This is a genomic window from Persicobacter diffluens, assembly GCF_036244895.1.
GTDB lineage: Bacteria > Bacteroidota > Bacteroidia > Cytophagales > Cyclobacteriaceae > Persicobacter > Persicobacter diffluens.
This window is the reverse complement of record NZ_BQKE01000001.1, coordinates 317,139-341,766: the sequence shown is the minus strand read 5'-3', so window position 1 is coordinate 341,766 and position 24,628 is coordinate 317,139. Positions and strand designations below refer to the sequence as shown.

23 protein-coding genes and 1 pseudogene are annotated in these 24,628 nt (G+C 41.4%); 9 read left to right on the top strand and 15 right to left on the bottom strand.

Annotated elements, in window-relative coordinates; genetic code table 11:
* Positions 1–49: 49 nt before the first annotated feature.
* Both amaB and AAA970_RS01420 read left to right on the top strand, forming a co-directional pair.
* A complete protein-coding gene (amaB, locus tag AAA970_RS01425; RefSeq protein WP_338235705.1) occupies positions 50–1,579 on the top strand; it encodes an L-piperidine-6-carboxylate dehydrogenase in 1,530 nt (509 codons plus the stop codon).
* Between the two features lie 92 nt (positions 1,580–1,671).
* Entirely contained in the window at positions 1,672–2,088 is a 417-nt protein-coding gene (locus AAA970_RS01420) for a response regulator (protein ID WP_053406141.1), read from the top strand.
* Positions 2,089–2,144: 56 nt separating this feature from the next.
* Here AAA970_RS01420 and AAA970_RS01415 read toward each other — a convergent pair whose 3' ends face one another.
* The 6 genes from AAA970_RS01415 to AAA970_RS01390 all read right to left on the bottom strand — a co-directional run bounded on the left by AAA970_RS01415 (position 2,145) and on the right by AAA970_RS01390 (position 9,376).
* Positions 2,145–2,750 (bottom strand): superoxide dismutase, encoded by a 606-nt coding sequence (locus tag AAA970_RS01415; protein WP_338235704.1) that lies wholly within the window; start codon positions 2,748–2,750, stop codon positions 2,145–2,147.
* Between the two features lie 533 nt (positions 2,751–3,283).
* Positions 3,284–3,739, bottom strand: a complete 456-nt coding sequence (locus AAA970_RS01410; protein WP_053406143.1) for a nucleoside deaminase — start codon at positions 3,737–3,739, stop codon at positions 3,284–3,286.
* Positions 3,736–4,281 carry a hypothetical protein gene (locus AAA970_RS01405; protein WP_053406144.1) on the bottom strand — a complete coding sequence of 182 codons (546 nt, stop codon included), beginning with the start codon at positions 4,279–4,281 and terminating at the stop codon, positions 3,736–3,738. The genes AAA970_RS01410 and AAA970_RS01405 overlap by 4 nt, the downstream gene beginning before the upstream one ends.
* 80 nt (positions 4,282–4,361) lie before the next feature.
* Positions 4,362–7,457, bottom strand: coding sequence for a translation initiation factor IF-2 (gene infB, locus AAA970_RS01400; protein ID WP_338235703.1), 3,096 nt, complete (start codon positions 7,455–7,457; stop codon positions 4,362–4,364).
* 122 nt (positions 7,458–7,579) lie between these two features.
* The gene (nusA, locus tag AAA970_RS01395; protein WP_053406953.1) at positions 7,580–8,821 is read right to left on the bottom strand and encodes a transcription termination factor NusA; all 1,242 of its coding nucleotides are present in this window, start codon (positions 8,819–8,821) and stop codon (positions 7,580–7,582) included.
* Between the two features lie 69 nt (positions 8,822–8,890).
* Positions 8,891–9,376: a ribosome maturation factor RimP gene (locus AAA970_RS01390; protein WP_053406146.1), complete on the bottom strand. Its 486-nt coding sequence runs from the start codon at positions 9,374–9,376 to the stop codon at positions 8,891–8,893.
* Between the two features lie 280 nt (positions 9,377–9,656).
* Here AAA970_RS01390 and cysS point away from each other — a divergent pair, with 280 nt between their 5' ends.
* Entirely contained in the window at positions 9,657–11,153 is a 1,497-nt protein-coding gene (gene cysS / locus AAA970_RS01385; protein WP_338235702.1) for a cysteine--tRNA ligase, read from the top strand.
* 250 nt (positions 11,154–11,403) lie between these two features.
* Here the strand turns inward: cysS and rfbA are convergent, their stop codons facing one another.
* From rfbA to AAA970_RS01365, 4 genes are read right to left on the bottom strand one after another with little or no spacing between them, the layout of a single operon-like run.
* Positions 11,404–12,267, bottom strand: a complete 864-nt coding sequence (gene rfbA, locus AAA970_RS01380; RefSeq protein WP_338235701.1) for a glucose-1-phosphate thymidylyltransferase RfbA — start codon at positions 12,265–12,267, stop codon at positions 11,404–11,406.
* Between the two features lie 51 nt (positions 12,268–12,318).
* Positions 12,319–13,368: a dTDP-glucose 4,6-dehydratase gene (gene rfbB, locus AAA970_RS01375; RefSeq protein WP_338235700.1), complete on the bottom strand. Its 1,050-nt coding sequence runs from the start codon at positions 13,366–13,368 to the stop codon at positions 12,319–12,321.
* Positions 13,369–13,375: 7 nt separating this feature from the next.
* Entirely contained in the window at positions 13,376–14,362 is a 987-nt protein-coding gene (locus AAA970_RS01370; RefSeq protein ID WP_338235699.1) for a UDP-glucuronic acid decarboxylase family protein, read from the bottom strand.
* 5 nt (positions 14,363–14,367) lie between these two features.
* Complete coding sequence (locus tag AAA970_RS01365; protein ID WP_053406151.1) at positions 14,368–15,699, bottom strand: UDP-glucose dehydrogenase family protein; 1,332 nt, start codon at positions 15,697–15,699, stop codon at positions 14,368–14,370.
* Between the two features lie 244 nt (positions 15,700–15,943).
* On the opposite strand from AAA970_RS01365, the gene rpsU reads away from it, so the two are divergent.
* From rpsU to hpf, 3 genes and pseudogenes are all read left to right on the top strand, one after another.
* The gene (gene rpsU / locus AAA970_RS01360) at positions 15,944–16,138 is read left to right on the top strand and encodes a 30S ribosomal protein S21 (protein ID WP_053406152.1); all 195 of its coding nucleotides are present in this window, start codon (positions 15,944–15,946) and stop codon (positions 16,136–16,138) included.
* Between the two features lie 146 nt (positions 16,139–16,284).
* Positions 16,285–17,187, top strand: a complete 903-nt coding sequence (locus tag AAA970_RS01355) for a tyrosine-type recombinase/integrase (protein WP_053406153.1) — start codon at positions 16,285–16,287, stop codon at positions 17,185–17,187.
* A 23-nt stretch (positions 17,188–17,210) separates the two neighbouring features.
* Positions 17,211–17,507, top strand: a pseudogene (gene hpf, locus AAA970_RS01350) (ribosome hibernation-promoting factor, HPF/YfiA family); the annotation flags it as partial.
* A 548-nt stretch (positions 17,508–18,055) separates the two neighbouring features.
* Here hpf and metK read toward each other — a convergent pair.
* From metK to AAA970_RS01330, 4 genes are all read right to left on the bottom strand, one after another.
* Positions 18,056–19,312 (bottom strand): methionine adenosyltransferase, encoded by a 1,257-nt coding sequence (gene metK, locus AAA970_RS01345; protein ID WP_338235698.1) that lies wholly within the window; start codon positions 19,310–19,312, stop codon positions 18,056–18,058.
* A 149-nt stretch (positions 19,313–19,461) separates the two neighbouring features.
* Positions 19,462–20,175, bottom strand: a complete 714-nt coding sequence (locus AAA970_RS01340; RefSeq protein ID WP_053406155.1) for an SAM-dependent methyltransferase — start codon at positions 20,173–20,175, stop codon at positions 19,462–19,464.
* A 1-nt stretch (position 20,176) separates the two neighbouring features.
* Complete coding sequence (locus tag AAA970_RS01335; protein ID WP_338235697.1) at positions 20,177–20,932, bottom strand: alpha/beta fold hydrolase; 756 nt, start codon at positions 20,930–20,932, stop codon at positions 20,177–20,179.
* 6 nt (positions 20,933–20,938) lie between these two features.
* Positions 20,939–21,652, bottom strand: a complete 714-nt coding sequence (locus tag AAA970_RS01330) for a pyridoxine 5'-phosphate synthase (RefSeq protein ID WP_338235696.1) — start codon at positions 21,650–21,652, stop codon at positions 20,939–20,941.
* A 141-nt stretch (positions 21,653–21,793) separates the two neighbouring features.
* Here AAA970_RS01330 and AAA970_RS01325 point away from each other — a divergent pair, with 141 nt between their 5' ends.
* From AAA970_RS01325 to AAA970_RS01315, 3 genes are read left to right on the top strand one after another with little or no spacing between them, the layout of a single operon-like run.
* Positions 21,794–22,246 (top strand): GatB/YqeY domain-containing protein, encoded by a 453-nt coding sequence (locus tag AAA970_RS01325; RefSeq protein WP_338235695.1) that lies wholly within the window; start codon positions 21,794–21,796, stop codon positions 22,244–22,246.
* 12 nt (positions 22,247–22,258) lie between these two features.
* Positions 22,259–22,768, top strand: a complete 510-nt coding sequence (locus tag AAA970_RS01320) for a CvpA family protein (protein WP_338235694.1) — start codon at positions 22,259–22,261, stop codon at positions 22,766–22,768.
* Between the two features lie 2 nt (positions 22,769–22,770).
* Positions 22,771–23,343, top strand: a complete 573-nt coding sequence (locus AAA970_RS01315; RefSeq protein WP_338235693.1) for an anthranilate synthase component II — start codon at positions 22,771–22,773, stop codon at positions 23,341–23,343.
* Between the two features lie 38 nt (positions 23,344–23,381).
* Here the strand turns inward: AAA970_RS01315 and AAA970_RS01310 are convergent, their stop codons facing one another.
* Positions 23,382–24,545 (bottom strand): transposase, encoded by a 1,164-nt coding sequence (locus AAA970_RS01310; protein ID WP_338235692.1) that lies wholly within the window; start codon positions 24,543–24,545, stop codon positions 23,382–23,384.
* Between the last annotated feature and the right edge of the window lie 83 nt (positions 24,546–24,628).

Genomic DNA, 24,628 nt, shown 5'->3' with positions numbered 1-24,628 from the left:
ATTTCGTATTTTCACCTAACAAAAAATTAAAGAACAAACCCCAAATAGAATGAACCTGAACTTTTTATCCCAACTAAAACTCGAGCATGAAAACTTGGGTATTGCCATTGGTAACCAATGGCAAAGAGGTAATGGCCCCAAAATAAAAAGTACTTCTCCAGTCAATGGCAATACCATTGGAGAGGTGCAGCTGGCCACCGAAGAACAGTATCATCAGGTAGTTGATCAGGCCAGGAAAGATTTCCTTGAATGGAGAAATATACCTGCCCCTAAAAGAGGAGAAATCGTTCGACAGATAGGGGAGGCCTTTCGACAAAATAAAGAAGCGCTCGGCCATTTAGTTTCTTATGAGATGGGGAAATCCCTTCAGGAAGGACTAGGGGAAGTACAGGAGATGATAGATATTGCCGACTTTGCGGTAGGCTTATCCCGACAATTGCACGGTCTGACCATGCATTCTGAACGTCCACAGCACCGCATGTATGAACAGTATCATCCGCTGGGCGTAGTGGGCATCATTTCGGCCTTTAACTTTCCGGTAGCGGTGTGGTCATGGAATGCTTTCCTGGCCTGGGTATGTGGAGATGTTTGCATTTGGAAACCCTCCGAAAAAACACCACTTTCAGCAATTGCCTGTCAAAAAATTGTGCAGGAGGTATTGCAAGCCAACCATGCCCCGGCAGCAGTAAGCTGCCTTGTGGTGGGAGATGCTTCAGTGGGTAAAGCCATGGCTAACGATAAGCATGTTCCTTTGGTTTCCGCAACGGGCTCCACCAAAATGGGAAAATCAGTGGGGGCTGCAGTTGGGGCGCGTCTTGGAAAAAGTCTTTTGGAACTAGGCGGAAATAATGCCATTATCATAACACCGGAGGCCGATTTAGAGATGTCGATCATTGGGGCACTATTCGGAGCTGTAGGTACCTGTGGGCAGCGATGTACCTCTACGCGTAGATTAATCGTCCATGAATCTATCATAGAGACCGTGGCTGAAAAACTTAAAAATGCCTATGCCCAACTAAAAATCGGAAATCCGCTGGATACGGAAAACCATGTGGGGCCATTAATTGATAAAGAGGCGGTCAATAATTATCTAAATGCCATAGCCAAAGCCAAAGAAGAAGGAGCCGAAGTTATTATCGATGGAAAAGTTTTGGAAGGAGAGCGCTATAGTTCCGGCTGTTATGTGCAACCTGCCATCTTTAAAGTAGAAAATGAATACAAAATTGTTCAGGAAGAGACTTTCGCACCAATTTTGTACCTGATTTCGTACAATAGCCTGGAGGAAGCCATAGCGAAACAAAATGATGTGCCACAAGGGCTGAGCTCTGCCATCATGACTTTGAATATGAGAGAGGCGGAGCAATTCTTATCCACTAATGGTTCCGACTGCGGCATTGCCAATGTAAATATTGGCACCTCCGGGGCAGAAATCGGCGGCGCCTTTGGTGGTGAAAAAGAAACTGGTGGAGGTAGAGAGTCCGGATCAGATGCCTGGAAAATTTATATGCGCAGGCAAACTAATACCATGAACTATGGTTCGAATTTACCTCTGGCTCAAGGCATTGAATTCAATATTTAATGTAATTATTTATTAACAATTTTATGATTTAATTGAAAAAAAATCATTTAATTACGTTACGTTTATGAACTGTTTTAAATAAATAAGTTATCATGAGTCCAAATAGTCCCAAATATTCCGCGGTGATGCTGATCGACGATAATGAGATTGACAATCTAATTAATCAAAAGATGATTGAGGCGGCCAATATTACGGAAAGAATCTATACCCATACTGGTGCTAAAAGTGCAGTTGAGTTCTTAAGAAATATTGAAAAAATGGAAGAAGTGGCCGAGAGCGTTCTTCCAGAAGTCATTTTCCTCGATATTGATATGCCTTTAATGGATGGATTTCAATTTTTGGATGAATTCGACAAACTTTCAGATCTTACAAAGAACAAATGTAAAATCGTGATGCTGACTTCCTCCATTAACCCGCAGGATGTTAGCAAATCAAAAAAATACGATTACGTAAAACAATACATCAACAAGCCACTGTCTCAAGACAATTTGGCAAAGTTGGAGATCTAAAAACAAAAAATCCCGTTCAGATGAACGGGATTTTTTTATTCATTATCTAATGCCGATTATTTCGCAGCAGCAAAGTTTTTAGAAACCTGTTCCCAGTTTATAACATTAAAGAATCCACCGATATAATCCGGACGACGATTCTGATAATGCAAATAGTAAGCATGCTCCCAAACATCCAACCCTAAAATTGGTGTTCCTTTTTCTTCTGCAATATCCATCAAGGGATTGTCCTGATTAGCAGTTGAAGTCACGGCCAAAGAACCATCAGCCTTAACAATCAACCAAGCCCATCCTGAACCAAAACGCGTGGCCGCTGCATTGGAGAAAGTCTCTTTGAATGCGTCAAAAGAACCAAAAGCGGCATCAATAGCTGAAGCCAATTCTGTTGATGGCTGACCACCATTTGCACTCAAAATGCTCCAGAACAAGGTGTGGTTGTAGTGACCTCCACCATTATTTCTTACTGCCGTCCCCAAAGATCCTACTTCTGTCATCAAGTCTTCGATAGATTTATCAGCAGCGGGTGTTCCTTCAATAGCAGCATTCAATTTTGCTACATATCCGGCATGGTGTTTACCATGATGAATTTCCATAGTGCGCGCATCAATATGTGGTTCCAGCGCATCAAAAGCGTAAGGCAAAGCCGGTAATTCGAAAGCCATGATTATTGTGTTTAATTGGTATTGTTTCAATTGTTTTTCACTGAAAATCAGTAGAATTAAGATAATTTTTTTCTTCAGAAAGTCCTAAATAAAAGGATTAATTATCTTATTCACTTCTGATTTTCAAACGGAAATTAGCATACTCCGTTCGCTATTCCCAATTGATAAAAACCATAATCCTATTGAAGGAATTGATTCTCCCTGATAATGAGGAGTTAGCAAGCAGGAACCTCACAAAATTGCTCCAACAACAATGATACTATAGCCCGAAAATAATTCTAGCGGGAATTAATCATGTTTAAATCCTAATTTAGCTGCTATGCTGTAAATATGAAGGAATAAATTCCTATTTCGGTTTTTTCCCAACACAGAAGAGGAATAAGAAAGATTACCCCAATTTGAGTTATTAAAATAACCAGCAAAGTCAACCGTAATGCAATGAAAATAAATCCAGCGGTGAATAATTAGGGTAACATCACTTCTGCTATAATGGTCATTTAATTGAACATCATACTTTTAAACACAAGCGGGTTTTACTTACGCAATTTCTGGAAAAACTCATCCACTATGGCCTGACACTCCGCCTGCATGATTCCTCTGACGATCTCGGTTTTTCCATGCAGCACCGGAGGATCCAGCCGCTCATAGCCTCGTTTTAAATCCGCAGCACCGAATACCACTTTACTCACCTGCGCCCAGAATATGGCACCAGCACACATGGTACAAGGTTCCATTGTAACATAAAGCGTACAATCTTTCAAGTACTTCCCACCAATGGCATTGGCCGCAGCAGTAATGGCCAACATTTCGGCATGTGCCGTTACATCAGACAATCGCTCGGTTTGGTTATGGGCTCTGGCTATTATTCGGTTTTTCCACACGACCACCGCACCAACCGGTATTTCCTCCTCTTCAAACGCTACCTCCGCTTCCTGTAAAGCCTGACGCATGAAATAATTATCATCAAAAGGGTTTATCAACTCACTCATTTTATCATTAGGGTATTTAACACCATCATAGCAGTATTCTGATATTGTGATTTAATCCGGCTATTACAGGAAAAATTGTAGGTCAACAGCTGTCCATTATCAATGGTATAGGCTATAAGGTTATATTTTCTTCCTACCCCATTGGAAGGTCCCTCTCCACTGGGTAGCGGCGCATCAAATTCAAATACAAGAAACGATTTGCCATTGATTTCCAGCACCTCTTCCCTGCTAAAATCGATATCTCCGTTCAGCTCCTGAATAGAACTCTTGAAAAAGCCTCTTAGAATCGGGAAATCAGCCGTAGACCATTGACTAGGCTTTTGAGACAAGGTTAAGTCTGCTTGGCCGTTTAAATCTGACATCGCTGAAATAACGGCGCTGCTACCGGCATATTTCCGGGCAATTACATCCGCTGCCATAGGTCGGAAATCAGTTGGTACTTCGATAGTGATCTCATCATTCACTTTTACTTTTTCCAATTGCTGCGCTTGAAGGCAGAAAGGCAGCATCAGGAATACCACCGCCATGTATATCTTTTTCATAATTACTTAAAGGTTGAATGCCCCAAAAATAAAAAAGCCGACCAAATTGGCCGGCTTTTTCAATAATATTTTTCTCGTTATTAAAGCGTACGCTTTGTCTCCTGAATCTCATATGACTCAATAACGTCACCGATTTTGATATCGTTGAAACCGTTGATAGAGATACCACAGTCGTAACCTTTCTTCACTTCTGCTACATCGTCTTTGAAGCGTTTCAAAGCACCCAATGCACCAGAGTAAATCACGATACCGTCACGGATCAATCTCACATCATTACCACGCTTGATGATACCGTCGGTAACCATACAACCTGCAATGGTACCCACTTTCGAGATTTTGAAGGTCTCACGTACTTCAGCGTTACCCATGATGACTTCTTGTTCTTCAGGAGCCAACATACCTTCCATCGCATCTTTCACCTCGTTAATCGCATCGTAGATGATAGAGTACAGACGGATATCAATTTCTTCAGATTCGGCAATTCTTCTCGCCTGAACGGAAGGACGAACCTGGAAACCGATGATAATCGCATCAGAAGCAGAGGCCAACAATACATCAGACTCAGAGATCTGACCTACAGCCTTGTGAATAATATTCACGGCTACCTCATCAGTAGACAATTTCAATAAGGAATCAGACAATGCCTCAACGGAGCCATCCACGTCACCCTTAACGATAATATTCAATTCCTGGAATGATCCAATCGCCAATCGACGGCCAATCTCATCCAGAGTAATGTGTTTCTTCGTACGAACAGATTGCTCACGTGCTAACTGCTGACGTTTAGTTGCAATTTCACGCGCCTCACGGTCCGTTTCCATCACATTCAATTTGTCACCCGCCTGTGGAGCTCCATCCAAACCTAATACCTGAACTGGAGTTGCCGGACCTACAGATTCCAAACGGTTTCCACGGTGGTCATACATGGCCTTAACTTTACCATAGTGCTGACCTGCCAACATGATATCTCCAATACTCAAAGTACCGTTTTCTACCAACATGGTCGCAACGTAACCACGGCCTTTGTCCAAAGAAGCCTCTACTACAGTACCTGCTGCTTCACGATTTGGATTGGCTTTCAATTCCAAAATCTCCGCTTCAAGCAATACTTTCTCCAGTAGCTCTTCTACACCCTGACCTGACTTAGCAGAAATTTCCTGACACTGGTATTTACCACCCCAGTCCTCTACCAAGATATTCATTTGTGACAACTCATCACGAATTTTATCCGCATTCGCTGCCGGCTTATCAATTTTGTTAATCGCAATTACGATTGGTACACCCGCTACCTGAGCGTGGTTGATGGCCTCTTTTGTTTGTGGCATTACCGCGTCATCGGCTGCTACTACGATAATGGCAACGTCGGTAACTTTCGCACCACGTGCACGCATCGCGGTAAAGGCTTCGTGACCTGGAGTATCCAGGAATGCTACACGCTTACCAGTTTCGGTCATCACGTCATAAGCACCAATGTGCTGCGTAATACCACCGGCCTCAGATGCCGTTACATTAGCGTTACGGATATAATCCAAAAGGGAAGTTTTACCGTGGTCAACGTGACCCATGATCGTTACGATCGGTGCTCTTTCCTGTAGATCTTCAGCCTTATCCTCTACAACGGTAACTTCTGTCTCGTCCTCTGCAGAAGCAAATTCTGCATCGTAACCAAACTCATCGGCTAATAAAGTAATCGCTTCCGCATCCAAACGCTGGTTGATGGATACGAACATGCCCATATTCATGGCTGTTGCAATCACTTCGTTTACAGAAACCTCCATCAAAGTAGCCAAATCGTTCGCAGAAATAAATTCTGTTACTTTTAGCTTCTTTGCATCCAGTCTTTCCTGCTCCATCTCCGCCTCAAAGGCTTCACTGGCACGGTTTCTCTTATCTTTTCTGTATTTAGAACGGTTAGAAGCCTGATTTCCTTTGTTTCCGCCGGAAAGCTTAGCAAGCGTCTGCTTGATTTGCTCCTGAATTTGCTTATCTGTAAGCTCCTCCTTTTGTGGCTGTGGCTTTCTTCCGCCTTTTCTATTCTGATTTTGATTACGGCCTCTTCCGCCACCTTGCTGATTTCGGTTACCACCGCCACCTTGCTGGTTGCGATTACCTCCACCCTGCTGATTGCGATTACCGCCGCCCTGGCCTTGCTGATTGCGATTGCCGCCACCTTGCTGGTTACGGTTTCCTCCGCCTTGCTGATTACCACCTTGCTGACCACCCTGGTTCTGTACGTTCCCCTGGCCATCTTTGGTAATGCGTTTGCGCTGTCTCTTTTTTCCGCGACCTTTGTCATCAGAAGATGCTATCGGCTTTTTCTTTGGCTTGCGCTCAAAAGAACTCAAGTCGATTTTACCTACTACTTTTAATCCCTGCAGCTTGTCTGCCTGGGCTGTAATTACCTTACCGGACTCACCAGTAGTAGTTCCTTTCTGATCGGCATTCCCCTCAGAAGTCCCCTTTGCTTGAGGAGCATCTTTTTTAGTTGCTGCCTCAACGGTATTTTCCTTTTCCAAAACTTTATTCTCTGAAACCGGCTTCTCCGGTGTTTCTTTAGTTGCTTTCTCGGTTTGGGCTGGCTTTTCAGGGGCAGCCTCTTTCTTCGGAGGATTTACTTTAGCGGCATCAGTTTTTTCAATCTTCTCCTCAGAAGGTTTTTTCTCCTGTGCTTTCGGTGGTGTAGCCTTCTTGGGCTCAGCAGCTTTTTTCTTTTCTGCTGGTTTTGGGGATGGCTTTTTCAAAGCATCCAAATCAATTTTACCAACCACTTTCAATCCTTCCAGTTGTGGATCTTCCACTTTAGGTATTTCCTTTTGCTGAGGTTTTTCTTCCTCTTTTTTTGGCGTCAGGGGCTCATCGCTCATGTTTTTGATAAACACTTGCTTCTCCTCCTGAAATTCTTCTTCTTTTTTAGCAGTTTCCTTTTTGCTGGTCTCGTTACCGGCGTTCGCTGCTCTTTTTGAAGTACCGATTTGCAGTTCAGCCGCTTCCTCCTTGTCCTGAGCGGATCCCTGAAATTCCTTTGCTACAAGGCGGAATTCTTCCTCAGATAATTTAGAGTTAGGATTACGTGAAACCTCATACCCTTTCTTCGTCAAAAACTCGACGACAGAGTTAAGGCCCACATTTAATTTGGAGGCGACTTTACTTAATCGGTGCTTTTTTTCTTCTGCCATATATTTACTGATGCCTGATGCTAATAAAAATGAGCTATTCTCAAATGATAGGAAATCCCGAACGACAAATATACATTAAAAAGAGACAGGTTCGGGATTCCCTGTCTCTTTATGCTATATTTTTATTCAAACTCGTTGTGAATTACCTTCACGATCTCGGCAATGGTCTCCTCTTCAAGGTCAGTACGACGTACTAATTCTTCCATAGAAAGGGCGATAACGCTCTTTGCGGTATCCAGACCAACTTTGTTCAACTCTTCGATGATCCACTCATCAATTTCGTCTTTAAATTCAGTTAGCATGATATCTTCTTCCTCCCCTTCTTCAATGTCACGGAAGACGTCAATCTCATAACCCACTAATTTACCGGCAAGACGGATATTATATCCTCCTTTACCGATTGCCAAAGAAACCTGATCCGGTTTAAGGAATACCGCTACGCGAGACTCTTCTTCGTTAATCTCGGTACGAACTACCTTCGCCGGGCTCAATGCACGAGCAATAAACAAGTCTTTGTTCTCTGTGAAATTAATCACATCAATGTTCTCATTACGAAGCTCACGAACGATAGAATGGATTCTGGATCCTTTCATTCCCACACAAGCTCCTACCGGGTCAATTCTGTCATCATAAGATTCCACCGCTACTTTCGCACGTTCACCTGGCTCACGAACAATCTTCTTAATAGAGATCAATCCGTCATAAATCTCAGGAACTTCCTGCTCAAATAAGCGTTCCAAAAATTCAGGAGACGTTCTAGAAACCAAAATCTTTGGATTACCATTATTGGTATCTACCTTATGAATGATCGCACGAACAGTGTCTCCCTTGCGGAAACGATCTTTTGGGATCTGCTCTCCTTTTGGTAAAGACAATTCATTTCCTTCCCCATCGGCAAGGATGATTTCACGACCCAAAACCTGGTAAACTTCAGCCGTAATGACATCACCTACCAAATCTTTATATTTTTGATATAAAATATCTTTTTCCAAATCTTTAATGCGTTGCATCAAAGTTTGACGAGCAGTCATTACTGCACGACGACCGAAATCCTCCAATTGAACCGACTCCGCAACCTGCTCTCCAATCTCAAAATCAGGCTCGATCTTTCTAGCCTCTTCCAGGCTGATTTTGTCATAATCCCAGATATCCTCAGAGTTATCATCCACGATTTCGCGATAACGCCAGATTTCCAGGTCACCCTTTTCAGCATTGATAATAACTTCGAAGTTATCATCAAACTCATATTTTTTGCGGATCATTGTACGGAATACATCTTCCAGAATACGGATCATCGTGGGGCGATCCACATTTTTGGTTTTTGCGAATTCCGCAAAAGACTCGATTAAAGTCGAACTGTCCAACATATGCTTTCGGTCTCTTTACTTGCTATAATAAACAAATTAAACTGTTACTTTTTAGCACAGCCTTTCTTAAAATACAATTACAATCATGGCTTCCTTGATGGAATCGAAAGCAATCTCGGTATCCTCATAGTTTACCTTTTTCTTTCCTTTTTCCTTCACCTCGGCCTTCAGAAGAATATTTGAATCTGTTACTTCCAGTAACTCCCCTTTAAAAGGTTTGGATTCTCCTTCCACTGTAACTTTTAGCGTTCTGCCAATATTCTTCAAATATTGTCTGTGCAATTGTAGCGGGTAATCCAATCCGGGAGAAGACACTTCCAAAATATATTTGGTGCTAATGACCTCCTGCTCCTCTAACTGATACCCTACATATCTGCTTACCTCTGCACAAACATCAATATCCATACCATCATCGCCATCAAGCAGCACCAAAACTTTCATATTGGGCTGATGACCACTGATAATCACATTGACAACAAAGTATTGATCGTCCTTCAGGGCCTCCTCAGCCAACTTCCAGACTTTATCTTTTAAATCTTCCTGAAATGCCATACCTGCATTTATAAACAAAAGAGGGAGCGATGGGCCCCCTCAACCTTTTGATAGCGCAAATATAGAAATTTTTAATTTTTATAACAACATCTTATTTGATCACAGCTAGATATATATGCATTCCTTTTAATTTTAGGGGACCGAAAGGAGACTTTCTATCTCCAAAAGGGTATTTATAAAAATCAGTTCTGTCCAATCATTTTTTTAGATTTGGATTTTGAGGGAGAAAATTATCATCCATAATTCCTTTAAGACTTGGCGATTATTTTAAATTTGCATTATGCTGAATGAATTAAAAGTCTACAATTCCCTAAGTGGGAAAAAAGAGAAGTTTGAACCACTCAATCCCCCATTTGTTGGGATGTATGTTTGTGGCCCTACTGTTTACAGTGATGTTCACCTGGGAAATGTTAGAACCTTTATGTGCTTTGACGTCATCAACAGATACTTAAAGTTCCAGGATTATAAAGTGCGCTATGTACGCAACATTACTGATGTAGGACATTTAGTGGATGATGCTGATGCCGGGGAGGACAAGATCGGGCGCATTGCAAAACTGGAAAAAATTGAACCCATGCAGGTTGTTCAGCGTTACACCACCGGTTTTCACGAGGTCATGAAATTATTCAACATCCTCTCCCCGGACATCGAACCCTCGGCAACGGGACATATCATTGAGCAAATTGAGGTGATTCAAAAAATATTGGACGCAGGCCTTGCCTATGAGTCTGAAGGGTCGGTTTATTTTGACATTGCCAAATATAATGAGCAGGAAAATTACGGAAAACTTTCCGGCAGGGTAGTAGAAGACCTCTTAGAGACTACCCGAAATTTGGACGGACAGGAAGAGAAGCGATCCAAGGCGGATTTCGCTCTTTGGAAAAAAGCTTCCGAGGAGCACATTATGCGCTGGCCATCTCCATGGGGCATTGGTTTCCCGGGCTGGCACTTAGAATGTACGGCCATGAGCACCAAATATCTGGGTGAGCAGTTTGATATTCACGGAGGAGGATTGGACTTAAAATTCCCTCATCATGAATGTGAAATTGCGCAGGGAAAAGCCGCCACTGGCAAAGAAACGGTCAAATATTGGATGCATTCCAATATGCTGACGGTTAATGGCACTAAAATGAGTAAATCTAAGGGGAATTCATTCTTGCCTAACCAATTGGTAACCGGAGATCATGAATTATTAGAAAAAGGATATTCTCCGATGACTGTCCGCTTTTTCATGCTACAGTCCCATTACTCTAGTCCACTGGACTTCTCCAATGACGCTCTGAAAGCTGCGGAGAAAGGATATATACGCCTGGCAAATGGAATGAGGTTAATCTCCAAACTGAATTACCAGGAGGAGGAAGGCGTTGAAATCAATGAAAAGCAGCAGAAACAAATCAATAGTATTTGTGATAATTGTTATCGTGCCATGAACGACGATTTCAATACTGCTCAAACCATTGCACACCTTTTCAACCTCTTAAAGAAGATTAATACCCTATATTTAGGCCAACTGAAATATGCAGAGATAGGTCGGGAAACTTATGACCGCCTGATCAATACCTTCAACGGTTTTGTTTTTGATGTTTTAGGCCTTCAGGAAGAAAAAATCGAAGAGGTAGATCCGATCATCCATATGCTTTTGAAATTTTACCAGGAAGCTAAAGAAGCTAAGGATTATGATAAAGTGGATGAAATTAGAGCTGCTCTGAAAGGTCAGGGCATTGCAGTAAAAGATATGAAGGACAAAATTGACTGGGCATACGACGAGATAAAATAAAAAAAGAAAAGGAGGTCAATGACCTCCTTTTTTTATAACGCCTTAATATGTCCTAACCCGAATTATTCACCGCTAGATTCACCTAGCTACCTTAAGTGACTTTTTTTTATTTTTTTCATATTGGCTTACAAATTTCCCATTAGCCCCAATTGGGGTAGGCTTGCATTTTCCTCATGCATCTGTTTCGTTGGAAAAAACTCGAAATAGGGACTATATCTTCATTTTTCCCGCCTTGCAGCAAAACGAGGATTTAAGCGTGAATAATACGGGCTAAGTATTGACCATAACCACTTTTCATTAAGGGCTCTGCCAGTTCTAGCAATTGCTCCTTATTAATAAAGTTCATCCGGTAGGCGATTTCCTCAATACAGCCTACTTTTAGCCCTTGTCTTTCTTCAATAATTTGAACGAACTGCCCGGCCTGAGCCAAAGAAGCATGGGTACCGGTATCCAACCAGGCTGTACCACGGTTCATCACACTGACCTTCAATTTCCCCTTCCTCAGATAAACTTTATTTACATCTGTAATTTCCAGCTCTCCTCTTTTGCTTGGCTTGATGGATTTAGCAATAGACACCACCTCATTATCATAAAAGTACAAGCCCGGCACCGCATAATTTGACTTTGGCTCCAATGGCTTTTCCTCGATGGAAATGGCTTGTTTTTGATCATCGAACTCTACCACCCCATAACGCTCCGGATCATTCACATGATAGGCATAAATGATTCCTCCATCGGGATCAACATTCCCCTGAAGCTGAGTGGATAAACCGTTTCCATAGAAAATATTATCACCCAAAATCAAAGCGACCTTATCATCCCCAATAAATTCCTCGCCAATAATGAAGGCCTGTGCTAATCCTTCCGGATGCTCCTGAACAGCATAAGAAAATTCACACCCCAGTCGTTTCCCATCTCCTAATAATTCTTTAAAAAATGGAAGGTCCCTTGGGGTTGAAATGATCAATATCTCACGAATACCAGACATCATGAGAATACTTAATGGGTAATAAATCATGGGTTTATCATAAACCGGCATCATTTGTTTACTCATTGCTAAAGTTAGGGGGTGCAACCTCGTCCCTGATCCCCCCGCTAGAATTATTCCTTTCATGGGATAAAAAATTTAGGGGCAGAAAAATCCGCCCCCTTGGTTTCAATTCTTTTATTGCTCGTACTGCTCCTGGTAGTACTTTTGGTAATCTCCTGAAGTAATGTTGTCCATCCACTCCTGATTTTCCAGATACCAATCGACCGTTTTGCCAATCCCTTCTTCAAACTGTAAACTAGGTTCCCAACCCAATTCCTTCATAATCTTGTTGGCATCAATGGCATACCTCAAATCATGACCTGCACGATCAGTCACATAGGTAATAAGTTGCTCTGCCGTTCCTGCCGGACGACCCAACTTCTCATCCATTACCTTACAAATCACTTTAATCAGGTCAATATTCTGCCACTCATTAAAGCCACCGATATTGTAGGTTTCCCCCAATTTTCCCTGATGGTAAACCACATCAATTGCACGGGCGTGATCCACTACGTACAACCAGTCTCTTACATTCTCTCCTTTCCCATATACCGGAAGAGGCTTATTATTTCTAATGTTATTAATAAACAGCGGAATCAATTTCTCCGGGAACTGATTTGGCCCATAGTTATTGGAACAATTCGTAATCACCACCGGTAACTTATAAGTATTGGCGTAGGCTCTTACAAAATGGTCTGAAGACGCTTTTGATGCTGAATATGGAGACTGTGGGTCATAAGAGGTATCTTCGTAAAAGAAACCTCCATCATCAAGAGAACCATAAACCTCATCCGTACTAATATGATAAAATCGCTTCCCTTCAAAATTATCTGCCCATAAGTCCTTGGCAGCATTTAAAAGATTTACCGTTCCAATAATATTGGTCTTCACAAAAGCCAGAGGGTCTTTAATAGAGCGATCTACATGTGATTCGGCCGCCAGATGTAAAACCCCTTCAAATTGATATTTCTGAAAAAGGCTATTGATGAAAGCTTCATCACAAATATCCCCTTTAACGAATTCATAATTCTCCTTTTGATCAATATCAAGAAGGTTCTCTAGGTTCCCTGCATAAGTCAACTTATCCAAGTTCACTATTTTGTACTCAGGGTATTTATTTACAAAAAGACGAACCACATGGGAACCGATAAAACCGGCTCCTCCCGTAATTAAAATGGCTTTCATTAAAAAGTTACTTTTTTATGTATTGCTCAAAATTATTATGCTCTTTTTTATAAAGCTCCGATTCGGATAAGGACTTGAAATACTCATAGGTGATTTTAAGCCCTTCCGCCCGGGAAACTTTAGGTTCCCAATCTAGTATATCTTTTGCTAAAGAAATATCCGGTTGCCTTTTTTTAGGATCATCGGTAGGCAATTCTTTATAGATCACTTTTTGATCTGTTCCTGTAAGCTTAATAATCTCTTCTGCGAATTCCCCAATGGTAATCTCATTAGGATTTCCAATATTCACCGGATGAGCATAATCCGAGTGCAATAAACGATAAATCCCTTCCACCAAATCGTCAACATAGCAGAAGGAGCGGGTTTGAGAGCCATCCCCAAATACGGTTAAGTCCTCTCCTCTTAAGGCTTGCCCTATGAAGGCCGGTAATACTCGCCCATCATTCAGACGCATTCTGGGACCATAGGTATTGAAAATACGGACAATCCGAGTTTCCAGCCCATGATAGGTATGGTAGGCCATGGTCATGGCCTCCTGAAATCGTTTGGCTTCATCATAAACACCTCGAGGCCCGACAGGATTTACATTTCCCCAATAATCCTCTTTTTGAGGATGCACCTCAGGATCTCCATAAACCTCGGAAGTAGAGGCGATCAACATCCGGGCTCCCTTTGATTTGGCTAATCCTAACAAGTTGTGTGTCCCTAAAGAGCCCACCTTCAAAGTTTGAATCGGGATTTTCAAATAGTCGATAGGAGAAGCTGGTGAGGCAAAATGAAGGATAAAATCTAAGTCACCGGAAACATGCACGAAATTAGATACATCATGATTATAAAATTCAAAGTTAGAAAGCGGGAAAAGATGCTCTATATTCTTTAAATCCCCAGTGATCAGGTTATCCATGGCCATGACATGGTAGCCTTCCTTTATAAAACGGTCACACAGGTGCGAACCCAAAAAACCGGCTGCACCTGTGATTAATACTCTTTTCATATGACTTAAACCTTTACAGTTTGATGTTTACGAACTTCTGCTCGTCCCACGCTAATATAATCAAAACCGAGCTCTTTCATGACTTCCAAATCATAAAGGTTTCTGCCGTCAAATATGATGGGGTTATTCAAGCCTTTTTGTAGGACATCAAAATCCGGGGTACGGAAGACTGGCCATTCGGTAAAAATCACCAAAGCATCTGACTCATCAGAAGCGGCATATTGGTGTGAACAATAAGTTATTTGATCCCCGAAAATTTCTTTCACATTTTCCATCGCTTCAGGATCATAGACTTTCACCCTCGCTCCGGCCTCCAAAAAGTCTTTAATATTATAAAGAGCCGGAGCCTCTCTAATATCATCTGTATTTGGTTTAAATGCCAAGCCCCAAACAGCGATTGTTTTCCCCTTCAGGCTTCCACCAAAATACTCGATCAATTTTGGAAAAAGCTTTGTCTTTTGGCGATGGTTCACCTCCATTACAGCATCCAAAAGCTTAAAATCATATTCATATTCTTTGGACGTTTTCTCCAAAGCCTGAACATCCTTTGGAAAGCATGAACCTCCATAACCTATGCCCGCAAATAAAAATCGGTTGCCAATTCGGGTATCGGTTCCCACTCCACGCCGAACCGCGTCCACATCAGCACCCACTAACTCGCACAGATTGGCAATCTCATTCATAAAGGTAATTTTGGTCGCCAGAAATGAATTGGCAGCATACTTGGTCAATTCCGCTGATTTCTCATCCATAAAAATCACCGGATTCCCCTGCCGAACCAGTGGCGCATATAATTGCTCCATCACTTTCTGCGCATCTTTGGAGGTGGTTCCTACGACCACCCGGTCAGGTTTCATAAAATCATCCACAGCCACTCCTTCCCGTAAAAATTCAGGATTAGACACCACATCAAAGTCAACAGTGGCATTTGCCGCAATTCTAGCTCTGACTTTCTCAGCGGTTCCGACTGGTACCGTTGATTTATCCACCACGACAACATATTGATTCAAAATTGGCCCTAATTCTTCCGCCACCTGCAAAATGTACTTCAGGTCGGCAGATCCATCTTCCCCGGGAGGCGTGGGCAATGCCAAAAAGATAACTTTAGCCCCTTCAATCCCTTCCGCTAACGAAGTGGTAAAGGACAATCTACCCTGGTCAATATTTCTATGAAATAAAAGATCCAGACCAGGTTCAAATATGGGCATTTCACGATTGCGCATTTTTGCCACTTTGCGCTCATCTATATCTACACAGGTCACATGATTTCCGGTCTCAGCAAAACAAGTTCCGGTTACTAATCCGACATAACCTGTTCCTACTACTGCAATTTTCATTGTGTTGGGGTTTAAATGATAATTGAAAAATATTCCTAATGGAAACACAGGGTTAACTTATTTTTTTTGTAGTTGTTCGTGAAAAATTACAATTCAAAAAATATTTTTTTCATCAGATCTTGAGCTGTTTTTCGCTAATCCGCTTATTTTTAAAGAAAAAGCTGGCAATGGTGGGGAAATTAAAAATTAATATCCTATCTTTGCGTTCCGATTGAATTGAACGAAATTGAAATAGAGATATATTATGATCATCGTAAACGTAAAAGAAAACGAAAGCATCGAGAAAGCGCTTAAGCGCTTCAAGAAAAAATTTGAGCGTACTGGAGTATTGCGTGAATTGAGAGCACGTAACTTCTACACTAAGCCTTCTATCACTAACAGACAGCAGAGACTAAAGGCTGCTTATAAGCAGAAAATGTACGCTGAAGAAAACTATTAATTAATAGTTTTTTGAAAAAATTAAGTACCATCCTAAGATGGTACTTTTTTTTTGCCCATTTTTCAGGTAATCAAATTGGCTGGTGAAAAACAACACGTAAATCACCTGCTCCATAATTTCACATTGATTACCTTTTCACTAAAAATATGATTAAGGATTTTTTGAGGTATATGGCTTATGAAAAAAGACTCAGCCAACATACCATCATCTCATACGAAAATGACCTTAACAAATTTTCTCTCTACCTTCAGGAAAATGCCATAGAGACCCCCGTTCATTTGGTCTCCCCCAATGAATTGAGGCAGTGGATCATTTATCTTTCAGAGGAAGAAATGGCGATAACTTCTATAAACCGAAAAATCGCCTGCCTGAAAAGCTTTTTCAAATTTTGTCTGAAAAGAGGCACCATTGAAAAAGACCCTACCGAAAAACTTAAAACTTTAAAAAAGCCTAAGCGCGTTCCAAAATTTATTCCGGAAGACCAACTTAATCACTTTCTGGACCAACTGTCTCACCTGCCCGAGGACTTCCAAGGCCTTAGAGATCGATTAATATTAGAGCTCTTATATGGCACCGGTATAAGACGGGCGGAGCTAATTGAGTTAAAAAGTGAACAAATTGATAAAAAAAATTACACGGTTAGAGTCAGGGGTAAAGGTAACAAAATCAGACTAATACCTCTAAATAGCACCCTCAGAGAGCTTATTCCCCGATATGAAGAACAAAAACTAATTGAATTTTCGGGTAACACTTGCGAATTTTTAATCGTTACCAATAGTGGAAAGCAATCGTATCCAACTTTTATTTACAAGAAGGTGAAGGAGTACTTGGAAATTTTTAAAACTATAGACCAGAAGAGCCCACACATTCTGAGACATACGTTTGCTACCCATCTTTTGAACCGCGGAGCTGATTTAAATGCCATTAAAGATCTTTTAGGACATAGTAGTTTATCTGCTACGCAGGTTTACACACATAATAGTATTGGAAAATTAAAGGATGTTTTCAATCAGGCCCATCCAAAGGCCGAGGAAGATATCCATAAATAGATCACTTAAAATACATTTCGCTTATGAAGTTGCAGATGCATTCTATTCACTTTACAGCTGATATCAAGCTATTAGACTTCATTCAGAAGAAAGTTGACAAACTGGAGACTTTTTTCGACAGAATTATTGACGGCGAAGTATTCTTACGTCTGGCTAAAAATGACGATAACGAGAATAAGATCGTAGAAATTAAATTAAACTTACCAAAAACACAGCTTTTCGCTAAAGCAACCGGTAGTTCATTCGAGGCGGCAACGGACGAGGCGACAGAAAGCTTAAGACGACAACTAAAAAAATACAAGGAAAAATTAACCGATAAGCAAAACAATAAAGAAGTTCTTCTTAATCAAGAAGCAATCTCCGAGGAGGAGTTTGAAGAAGAGTTCGAATAAAAAGCATAATAAAAAAAAGCCGGCCTTTGGGTCGGTTTTTTTTTGCTCCACTATTCCTTGAAATGAATTCTAACTTGAATTATTCACCACTAGGTTCAATACCCCACCCCAAATAGTTCATTTTCAACATATTTTGGATAGCTGGCTGATTTTTTAATGACCAAAATTAGGTAAGAGCTACTTCTCCATAATAGCGATGCTATTCTCTCAAAATAATCGGGTATCGATTCTGCAACGCTTCAAATTTTCGCTACGAATTTTGGATTTTAAACCCACCCTAAGCTTGCTTTCTTTTCATTGGTCTAACTCCATAACAAAACTCGAAATAAGCAAAATCCCTTCATTTTCCTACCCACCAGCCAAACGAGGGTTTTAGCCTGAAGAATCCGGCTTAAGAATAGGTTTCACATAAAAAAATAGGATCCAGCCTAAGGCCAAATCCTATTTTTAAAAGACAAGCTATTCAAGCTAAATCCTTATAGACTAAAAGCATTTTTAATGGCTTCTACATAGTCCAATTTTTCCCAGGTGAAAGTTTCCACTTCCAACACTACAGGCTCCGAGTACGGATTTGGGAAAGAAACTTTTTTAACTTCTGAAGTTCTACCCATGTGACCATAAGCAGCTGTTTCCTGATAAATGGGGTTTCTTAGTTTTAAGCGCTGCTCAATAGCGTAAGGACGCATATCAAAAATGGCCTTCACCTTTTCCGCAATCTCACCATCCGTTAAGCTTACCTTGGCGGTGCCGTTGGTATTGACATAAACACCGGTCGGCTCCGCTACGCCAATAGCGTAAGAAACCTGCACCAACACCTCATCCGCTACACCTGCTGCAACTAAATTCTTGGCAATATGACGAGTGGCATAGGCTGCTGAACGGTCTACTTTTGATGGATCTTTACCTGAAAAAGCACCTCCACCATGAGCTCCACGACCACCATAAGTATCCACAATAATTTTGCGACCAGTCAAACCGGTATCACCATGAGGACCTCCAATCACAAATTTCCCGGTAGGGTTAATGTGATATTTGATATCCGCCCCAAAAAGATCCTGAATATGTACCGGCAAGCTAGAAATCACTCTTGGCAACAAAATCTCCTTGATATCGGCTTCAATTTTACCGAGCATCTCCTCATCGGTATCCGCGAAAGGATCATGCTGAGTAGAAACTACAATCGCTTCAATGCGCTCCGGCTTATGGTCATCAGAGTACTGAACAGTCACCTGAGATTTTGCATCCGGACGCAAATAAGGAATTTCATTCCCCTCGCGACGCAAATCTGCAAGTTCGCGAAGAATACGATGAGAAATTTCCAATGCCAGTGGCATGTAGTTCTCGGTTTCATTGGTGGCATAACCAAACATCATCCCCTGGTCCCCTGCACCCTGATTTTCTCTATCCTCACGGTCAACACCACGATTGATATCATCAGATTGCTCATGAATAGCGGAGATAACACCACAAGAATTACCATCAAACTGATACTCTCCCTTGGTATATCCAATTTTATTGATAACGTCACGAGCGATTTGCTGTACATCCAAATAAGCTTTGGATTTCACTTCCCCGGCCAAAACTACCTGACCAGTAGTCACCAAGGTTTCACACGCAACTTTTGAATGCTTATCAAAGGCCAAAAAATGGTCGATAAGTGCATCAGAAATTTGATCGGCAACTTTATCCGGGTGCCCTTCTGATACTGATTCTGACGTAAAGAAATAAGACATATTAAAATATGATTTTAGGATTTTTTGAACTCGGCAAGGGGACCAAAACCGCCTTGGCTCTAAGACCAAGAAAAACACTCCCTTGCAAAGAACATGAATGTTAAATCGAAATTCAAAGTTAGAGAAAATGCCTGAAACTAAATACGTTTTTAAACACTAAGTACAAAAATTGTCGGGAATTTGCCTATGGTCAATTTCTCTTTTCTCCATTGAGCGATTGTCTTGGTTTTAATGAATTCCTCCTTACCGGAAACATCTTTAGCTACGCAAAGTTTGACGTTCGGATTGCAGTTTTTCACTAAATCGTTAAAAAGATGATCATTCCTATAAGGCGTCTCCATAAAAATCTGCGTTTGATGAAAATCTTTAGCCGTTTTCTCTAAACGCTTGATCGCCTCAACTCTTCTTTTTTTATCAATCGGAAGGTAACCGCTAAAGGCAAAGGACTGCCCTGAAAAACCGGAAGACATCAAGGCCATAAAAATGGAGGAAGGACCTACCAAAGGCACCACCTGAATCCCCTTATTATGTGCAAAATCTACGGCTAATGCCCCCGGATCCGCGATTCCCGGACAACCCGACTCTGAGATAATCCCGACATTCTCACCATTCAGTACGGGCTGCATCAATTGAGCAAGTTGGGTATCTTTGGTCTTTTTATCCAAAACTTCGAATCTCAACTCTTCAATGGTCAGGCCCAATTTCAAGCTGGAGATATACCTTCTGGCCGTTCTGATATTTTCCACCAAAAAGTACTGTGTATCCTTCACCACTTCACGAACCTGCTCTGCAATTACTGCCGGAGCCGTTTCGTCTGCAATGACGTTGGGGATTAAATATAGTGTACCTTTATTCTTTGACATCTTATAAATATTTACTGATCACCTCCAGAAATGCCTGAGGTTTTTCTGCATGAATCCAATGACCCGCCTCTGCAATGGTCTCGAATGAAGCATGAGGAAATTGTCTCAAAATACCATCAAAATCTTCCTCCAGGATATAATTGGATCTGGCTCCTCTGATAAAAACGGAAGGCCCGTCAAAATGAGATTGCGCATCCAAAGGCACCACAATGTTCTCAATTTGATCTTTTATCACTTCTAAATTGAATTTCCATCGAAAACCTTCCGGACCTCTGGCCAGACCTTTCAAAAGAAATTGTCTTACTCCAAAGTCTTCAATCAATTTACTCATTTGCTCATCCGCCTGCCCCCGACTTTTAATGGCAGACAAATCAATAGACTCTAATGCTTCAATGATCAATTGATGATGCACCGGATACTCCTTGGGGGCGATATCCACTACTATTAATTGCTTAACTTTTTCAGGATGCTCACAAGCAAACTGCATGGCCGTTTTCCCTCCCATGGAGTGTCCGATGATATCAGCCTCTTCGATCTGATGAGATTGAAAAAACACCTCCAAATCATCTGCCATCGCCTCATAATGGTGATCCATTGCATGGGGCGAGCCCCCATGGTTTCGCTGATCTACCAAATAAACGGTACGCTTTGCTGCTATGGCACGGGCAAAGGTCATCCAGTTATCCAGAGAGCCGAATAAGCCATGTAATATAATCAGGGGAGTGCCCTCCCCAAGCCGTTTAAAGTTAAGCTGCATATTGGTTTATTTTAACTGTCGTAGGTATAGTTGAATGGTATTTTCAAAACCCATATAAAGGGCGTCGCATACTAAGGCATGGCCGATAGATACTTCATCTAATTGCGGCAATTGTTCTTTAAGATATTTCAGATTATCCAAATCCAAATCATGACCTGCATTAATCCCCAGGCCTAATTCCTGCGCTTTCGCTGCTGCCGCTACGTAATGGGATACCGCCTCCTCTTTTCCTTTATGGAAGTTAGCCGCATATGGCTCGGTGTACAACTCAATTCTATCCGCTCCGCAATTTTTCGCTCCCACTACAAATTGAGGGTCAGGATCCACAAAAATAGAAACACGAACCCCCTCTGCTTTAATGGCCTCGCAAATCTCTTTCAGAAAACCTTCATGCTTAACCGTATCCCAGCCTGCATTGGAGGTAATGGCCGTTGGCGGGTCCGGCACCAATGTCGCCTGAGCGGGCTTCACCTTTTTGATGATTTCCATAAAACGCTCATCCGGATAACCCTCAATATTGAATTCAGTAGTTACGACTTCGCTCAAATCCAAAACATCCTGGTAGGTGATATGTCGCTCATCCGGTCTGGGATGCACCGTGATTCCTTCCGCACCAAACCTTTCGGCATCCAGTGCCGCTTTTACAACATTCGGATTGTCCCCACCGCGCGAATTGCGAAGGGTAGCGATTTTATTGATATTTACACTCAGCTTCGTCATATCATTACCTGATTTATTAAATTTAGGCGCAAGTTAGTATTTTAAGAGATTTTCAGGAGGCTTTAGTCGAACTATTCCACCGAATGCTTAAATCCATACCTTTGTATCCAAATAATATTTCAAAAAATAAAAAGAAAACTTATGAGCTTAAAAGAGACCATCAATACCGATATTAAAAAAGCTATGCTAGCCAAGAAAAAAGACGATTTGAGAGCTTTAAGAGCAATCAAGTCCATGATTATGCTAGCTGAGACAGAAAAGGGCAGTGCCAGTGAGTTGAATGAAGAGCAGGAAATCAAGATTCTTCAAAAGGCGGTAAAACAAAGAAAAGAATCTGCTGATATGTATCAATCACAAAATCGTGAGGATTTAGCAGAAATTGAACTTTCTGAAGTTGCTGTGATTGAGCAATACTTGCCACAGCCGCTTTCGGAAGAGGAGTTAAAGGCGGCAATTACCACCATTATTGCTGAAACCGGTGCGGAAGGCCCAAAAGATATGGGGAAAGTGATGGGCGTTGCCACTAAATCCCTTGCCGGAAAAGCCGATGGAAAATCTATTTCCACCATGGTGAAGACTTTACTTAATCAATAATTCAAAACTATTTTGATCAGTATTTTTGATATAGGCGCCTTGGTTCTTATGGGTTATGGCGCCTACAATGGATTTAAAAAGGGACTTATCGTCAGCATTGTCACGACTTTAAGCCTGTTTATTGCGATATGGGGCGCTATACAATTTCAGGATATCGCTACCAGCCTGTTAAAACCTTTTGTAAGCATTGATATCAGCTACCTGCCTTATCTCGCTTTCGTTTTGGTCTTCATTGTTTTTGTTGTAGGGGTGCATTTTATCGGAACTTTCCTGAAAAAAATTATCCATATGACACTACTCGGAAGTTTAGACACTTTAGCTGGTGGCTTATTGGGAATTATTAAGATCGCTCTCTTTCTGGGCGTTATTGTTTTTGCCATTCAGCATTTTGCCCCTGAAAAAGCCGACGAATTAATGAGTAGTAGCATGGCATTTCCTATTTTGGCAGATTTGGCTGACTTCGTAGCGGGCTTCTTTCCTCCCATAGAGTTCGAAATTCCGGACATTCCAAAAAGCGTGTAACATTGATATTACTGATTGATAATTTCGATTCCTTCACCTACAACCTGGTGGATTATTTTGCGCAAATTGGTGTGAAATGCCGGGTTTACCGAAATAATACCCCCATCCATGATTTAAACCTGAAGGGTGTAAGGGCCATCGTCCTTTCTCCCGGCCCGGGCACTCCTTCCGGAGCTGGGCGATTAATGGAGTATATTGCACATTTTGATGGTCAATTACCTATGCTAGGCGTTTGCCTGGGACATCAGGCCATTGGCCAATACCTGGGCGAGAAAGTCATTCAGGCCATTCAACCTCTGCATGGAAAAATTACCGAAATCAAAATCTCTCCAACCGGCATTCCATTCAGGGATTTAGGAAAACACTCGAAGGTAACCCGTTATCATTCTCTAGTCCTGCAAAAGCCATTAAGATCTGATATTCAAATAACTGCCGAAACAAAGCAGGGAGAAATAATGGCCATTGAGCATTTTGAGAAGAAAATGACCGGCATACAATTTCACCCGGAAGCTATTTGTACTGATGAAGGACTGCAAATGCTTAGGAATTGGTGTGAACACCATCGCATCATTTGATATCCATTGCATTTCAGCTAACAATACTCCGTAAAGAATTAGGCCGCAATACAGCCAAATCTCTCTATTTGGAGCATTTGCTCTGAATTATTGTACGGTTCGGGGGCAATCCCGAACCCTTTAAATATTCTTTGGATATAGTTTCGATTAAAATATAGCATCTTAATACTTGATAATGAGAAGGGTTCCTTTTCTTCGGTTTTATTATCAAAATAGTGAAGCGCTTTTGCCACGGACACCGCCGTTAGGGACATATTGATGTGATTATGTATCTTATTTTTACTCCTTGCTTGGCAGTGAGTCAAACCGGTGAATTGTTTGGCATCTCGAAATAGAAACTCAATTTGAAATCGAAGTCGATAACGCTCAATTATTGCGGAACCGCTTTGATTAATGTCTGTACTGAATAAAATTTCTCGTCTGGTTTTCCCATTGTCAAGCTCAGTAACGACGACCACACACTTGATCCATCGTTTAAGACTTTTACTATGAACCTCTGCTTCGAAAGCCTCCGAGTTTTCATTTTTGAAACATAGTGTAAAGTGTCTTTGGTCAAGATTATTAAATTTCACTTTTTCTCCATAGACCTTGGGTCGCCCTCTTTTTCCGGTAGGTGGTTCGGTATTTCTGTAACGAAGAAATGCGTTTTTAGCCAATTTACTAATGACAATAAACCCTTTTTCTACTATTGGATCGACGAATGTAAAGCGCGAAAAGTAAGCATCAACAACCACACTATCTGATACTTGCTTGTACAATTCAACATTTGACAAAATCAAATTGGCATAAAAGGTCAGCAAATTAAATGACTCGTCCTCACTCTTAAAGGTTTGATGGGCCTCTAAATGCATTGCGGTTTTACTTTCGAGGCCAACACTTGCTATTCCAGTAATTTCTAGACCTCTTTTTGTTGAATTATCGCAGCCTGACCAAAAGTACCCTAAACCTGGGGTGAGTTGACCACTTTTGGAAACATAACTTGGATCAAAGGCAATGATGCGCAATTCATCTTTAAGTGTCTTAATGAGCTCAATATTGAAAAAAAGGTAATTGAAATATTTTTCATACCATGATCTAATCGTGGCCTCATTGTACCGCAGATACCGACTCATGTTGGTGAAATTATTACGACCACGGAAAGACAGTAGTCCTTTCAAATTTTCTATCATGAAATCCCTCTCCCATTTGTTAATGTCTAACATTTTATGGAATATTTGCGCTAGGAGTGTTTCGATGCTCTTGATGGTGACTTAGTATGTTGGTGTTTGGCGATACAAATATACAG

Coding starts and splice junctions, on each gene's coding strand:
- amaB (WP_338235705.1), top strand. CDS start 50: ATGAACCTGAACTTTTTATCCCAACTAAAACTCGAGCATGAAAACTTG.
- AAA970_RS01340 (WP_053406155.1), bottom strand. CDS start 20,175: ATGTCAAAGAATAAAGGTACACTATATTTAATCCCCAACGTCATTGCA.
- AAA970_RS01405 (WP_053406144.1), bottom strand. CDS start 4,281: ATGAAAAAGATATACATGGCGGTGGTATTCCTGATGCTGCCTTTCTGC.
- AAA970_RS01365 (WP_053406151.1), bottom strand. CDS start 15,699: ATGAAAATTGCAGTAGTAGGAACAGGTTATGTCGGATTAGTAACCGGA.
- metK (WP_338235698.1), bottom strand. CDS start 19,312: ATGTCTTATTTCTTTACGTCAGAATCAGTATCAGAAGGGCACCCGGAT.
- rfbA (WP_338235701.1), bottom strand. CDS start 12,267: ATGAAAGGAATAATTCTAGCGGGGGGATCAGGGACGAGGTTGCACCCC.
- AAA970_RS01330 (WP_338235696.1), bottom strand. CDS start 21,652: ATGACGAAGCTGAGTGTAAATATCAATAAAATCGCTACCCTTCGCAAT.
- AAA970_RS01355 (WP_053406153.1), top strand. CDS start 16,285: ATGATTAAGGATTTTTTGAGGTATATGGCTTATGAAAAAAGACTCAGC.
- AAA970_RS01325 (WP_338235695.1), top strand. CDS start 21,794: ATGAGCTTAAAAGAGACCATCAATACCGATATTAAAAAAGCTATGCTA.
- rpsU (WP_053406152.1), top strand. CDS start 15,944: ATGATCATCGTAAACGTAAAAGAAAACGAAAGCATCGAGAAAGCGCTT.
- AAA970_RS01335 (WP_338235697.1), bottom strand. CDS start 20,932: ATGCAGCTTAACTTTAAACGGCTTGGGGAGGGCACTCCCCTGATTATA.
- AAA970_RS01410 (WP_053406143.1), bottom strand. CDS start 3,739: ATGAGTGAGTTGATAAACCCTTTTGATGATAATTATTTCATGCGTCAG.
- infB (WP_338235703.1), bottom strand. CDS start 7,457: ATGGCAGAAGAAAAAAAGCACCGATTAAGTAAAGTCGCCTCCAAATTA.
- rfbB (WP_338235700.1), bottom strand. CDS start 13,368: ATGAAAGCCATTTTAATTACGGGAGGAGCCGGTTTTATCGGTTCCCAT.
- AAA970_RS01415 (WP_338235704.1), bottom strand. CDS start 2,750: ATGGCTTTCGAATTACCGGCTTTGCCTTACGCTTTTGATGCGCTGGAA.
- cysS (WP_338235702.1), top strand. CDS start 9,657: ATGCTGAATGAATTAAAAGTCTACAATTCCCTAAGTGGGAAAAAAGAG.
- AAA970_RS01310 (WP_338235692.1), bottom strand. CDS start 24,545: ATGTTAGACATTAACAAATGGGAGAGGGATTTCATGATAGAAAATTTG.
- AAA970_RS01370 (WP_338235699.1), bottom strand. CDS start 14,362: ATGAAAAGAGTATTAATCACAGGTGCAGCCGGTTTTTTGGGTTCGCAC.
- AAA970_RS01420 (WP_053406141.1), top strand. CDS start 1,672: ATGAGTCCAAATAGTCCCAAATATTCCGCGGTGATGCTGATCGACGAT.
- AAA970_RS01390 (WP_053406146.1), bottom strand. CDS start 9,376: ATGGCATTTCAGGAAGATTTAAAAGATAAAGTCTGGAAGTTGGCTGAG.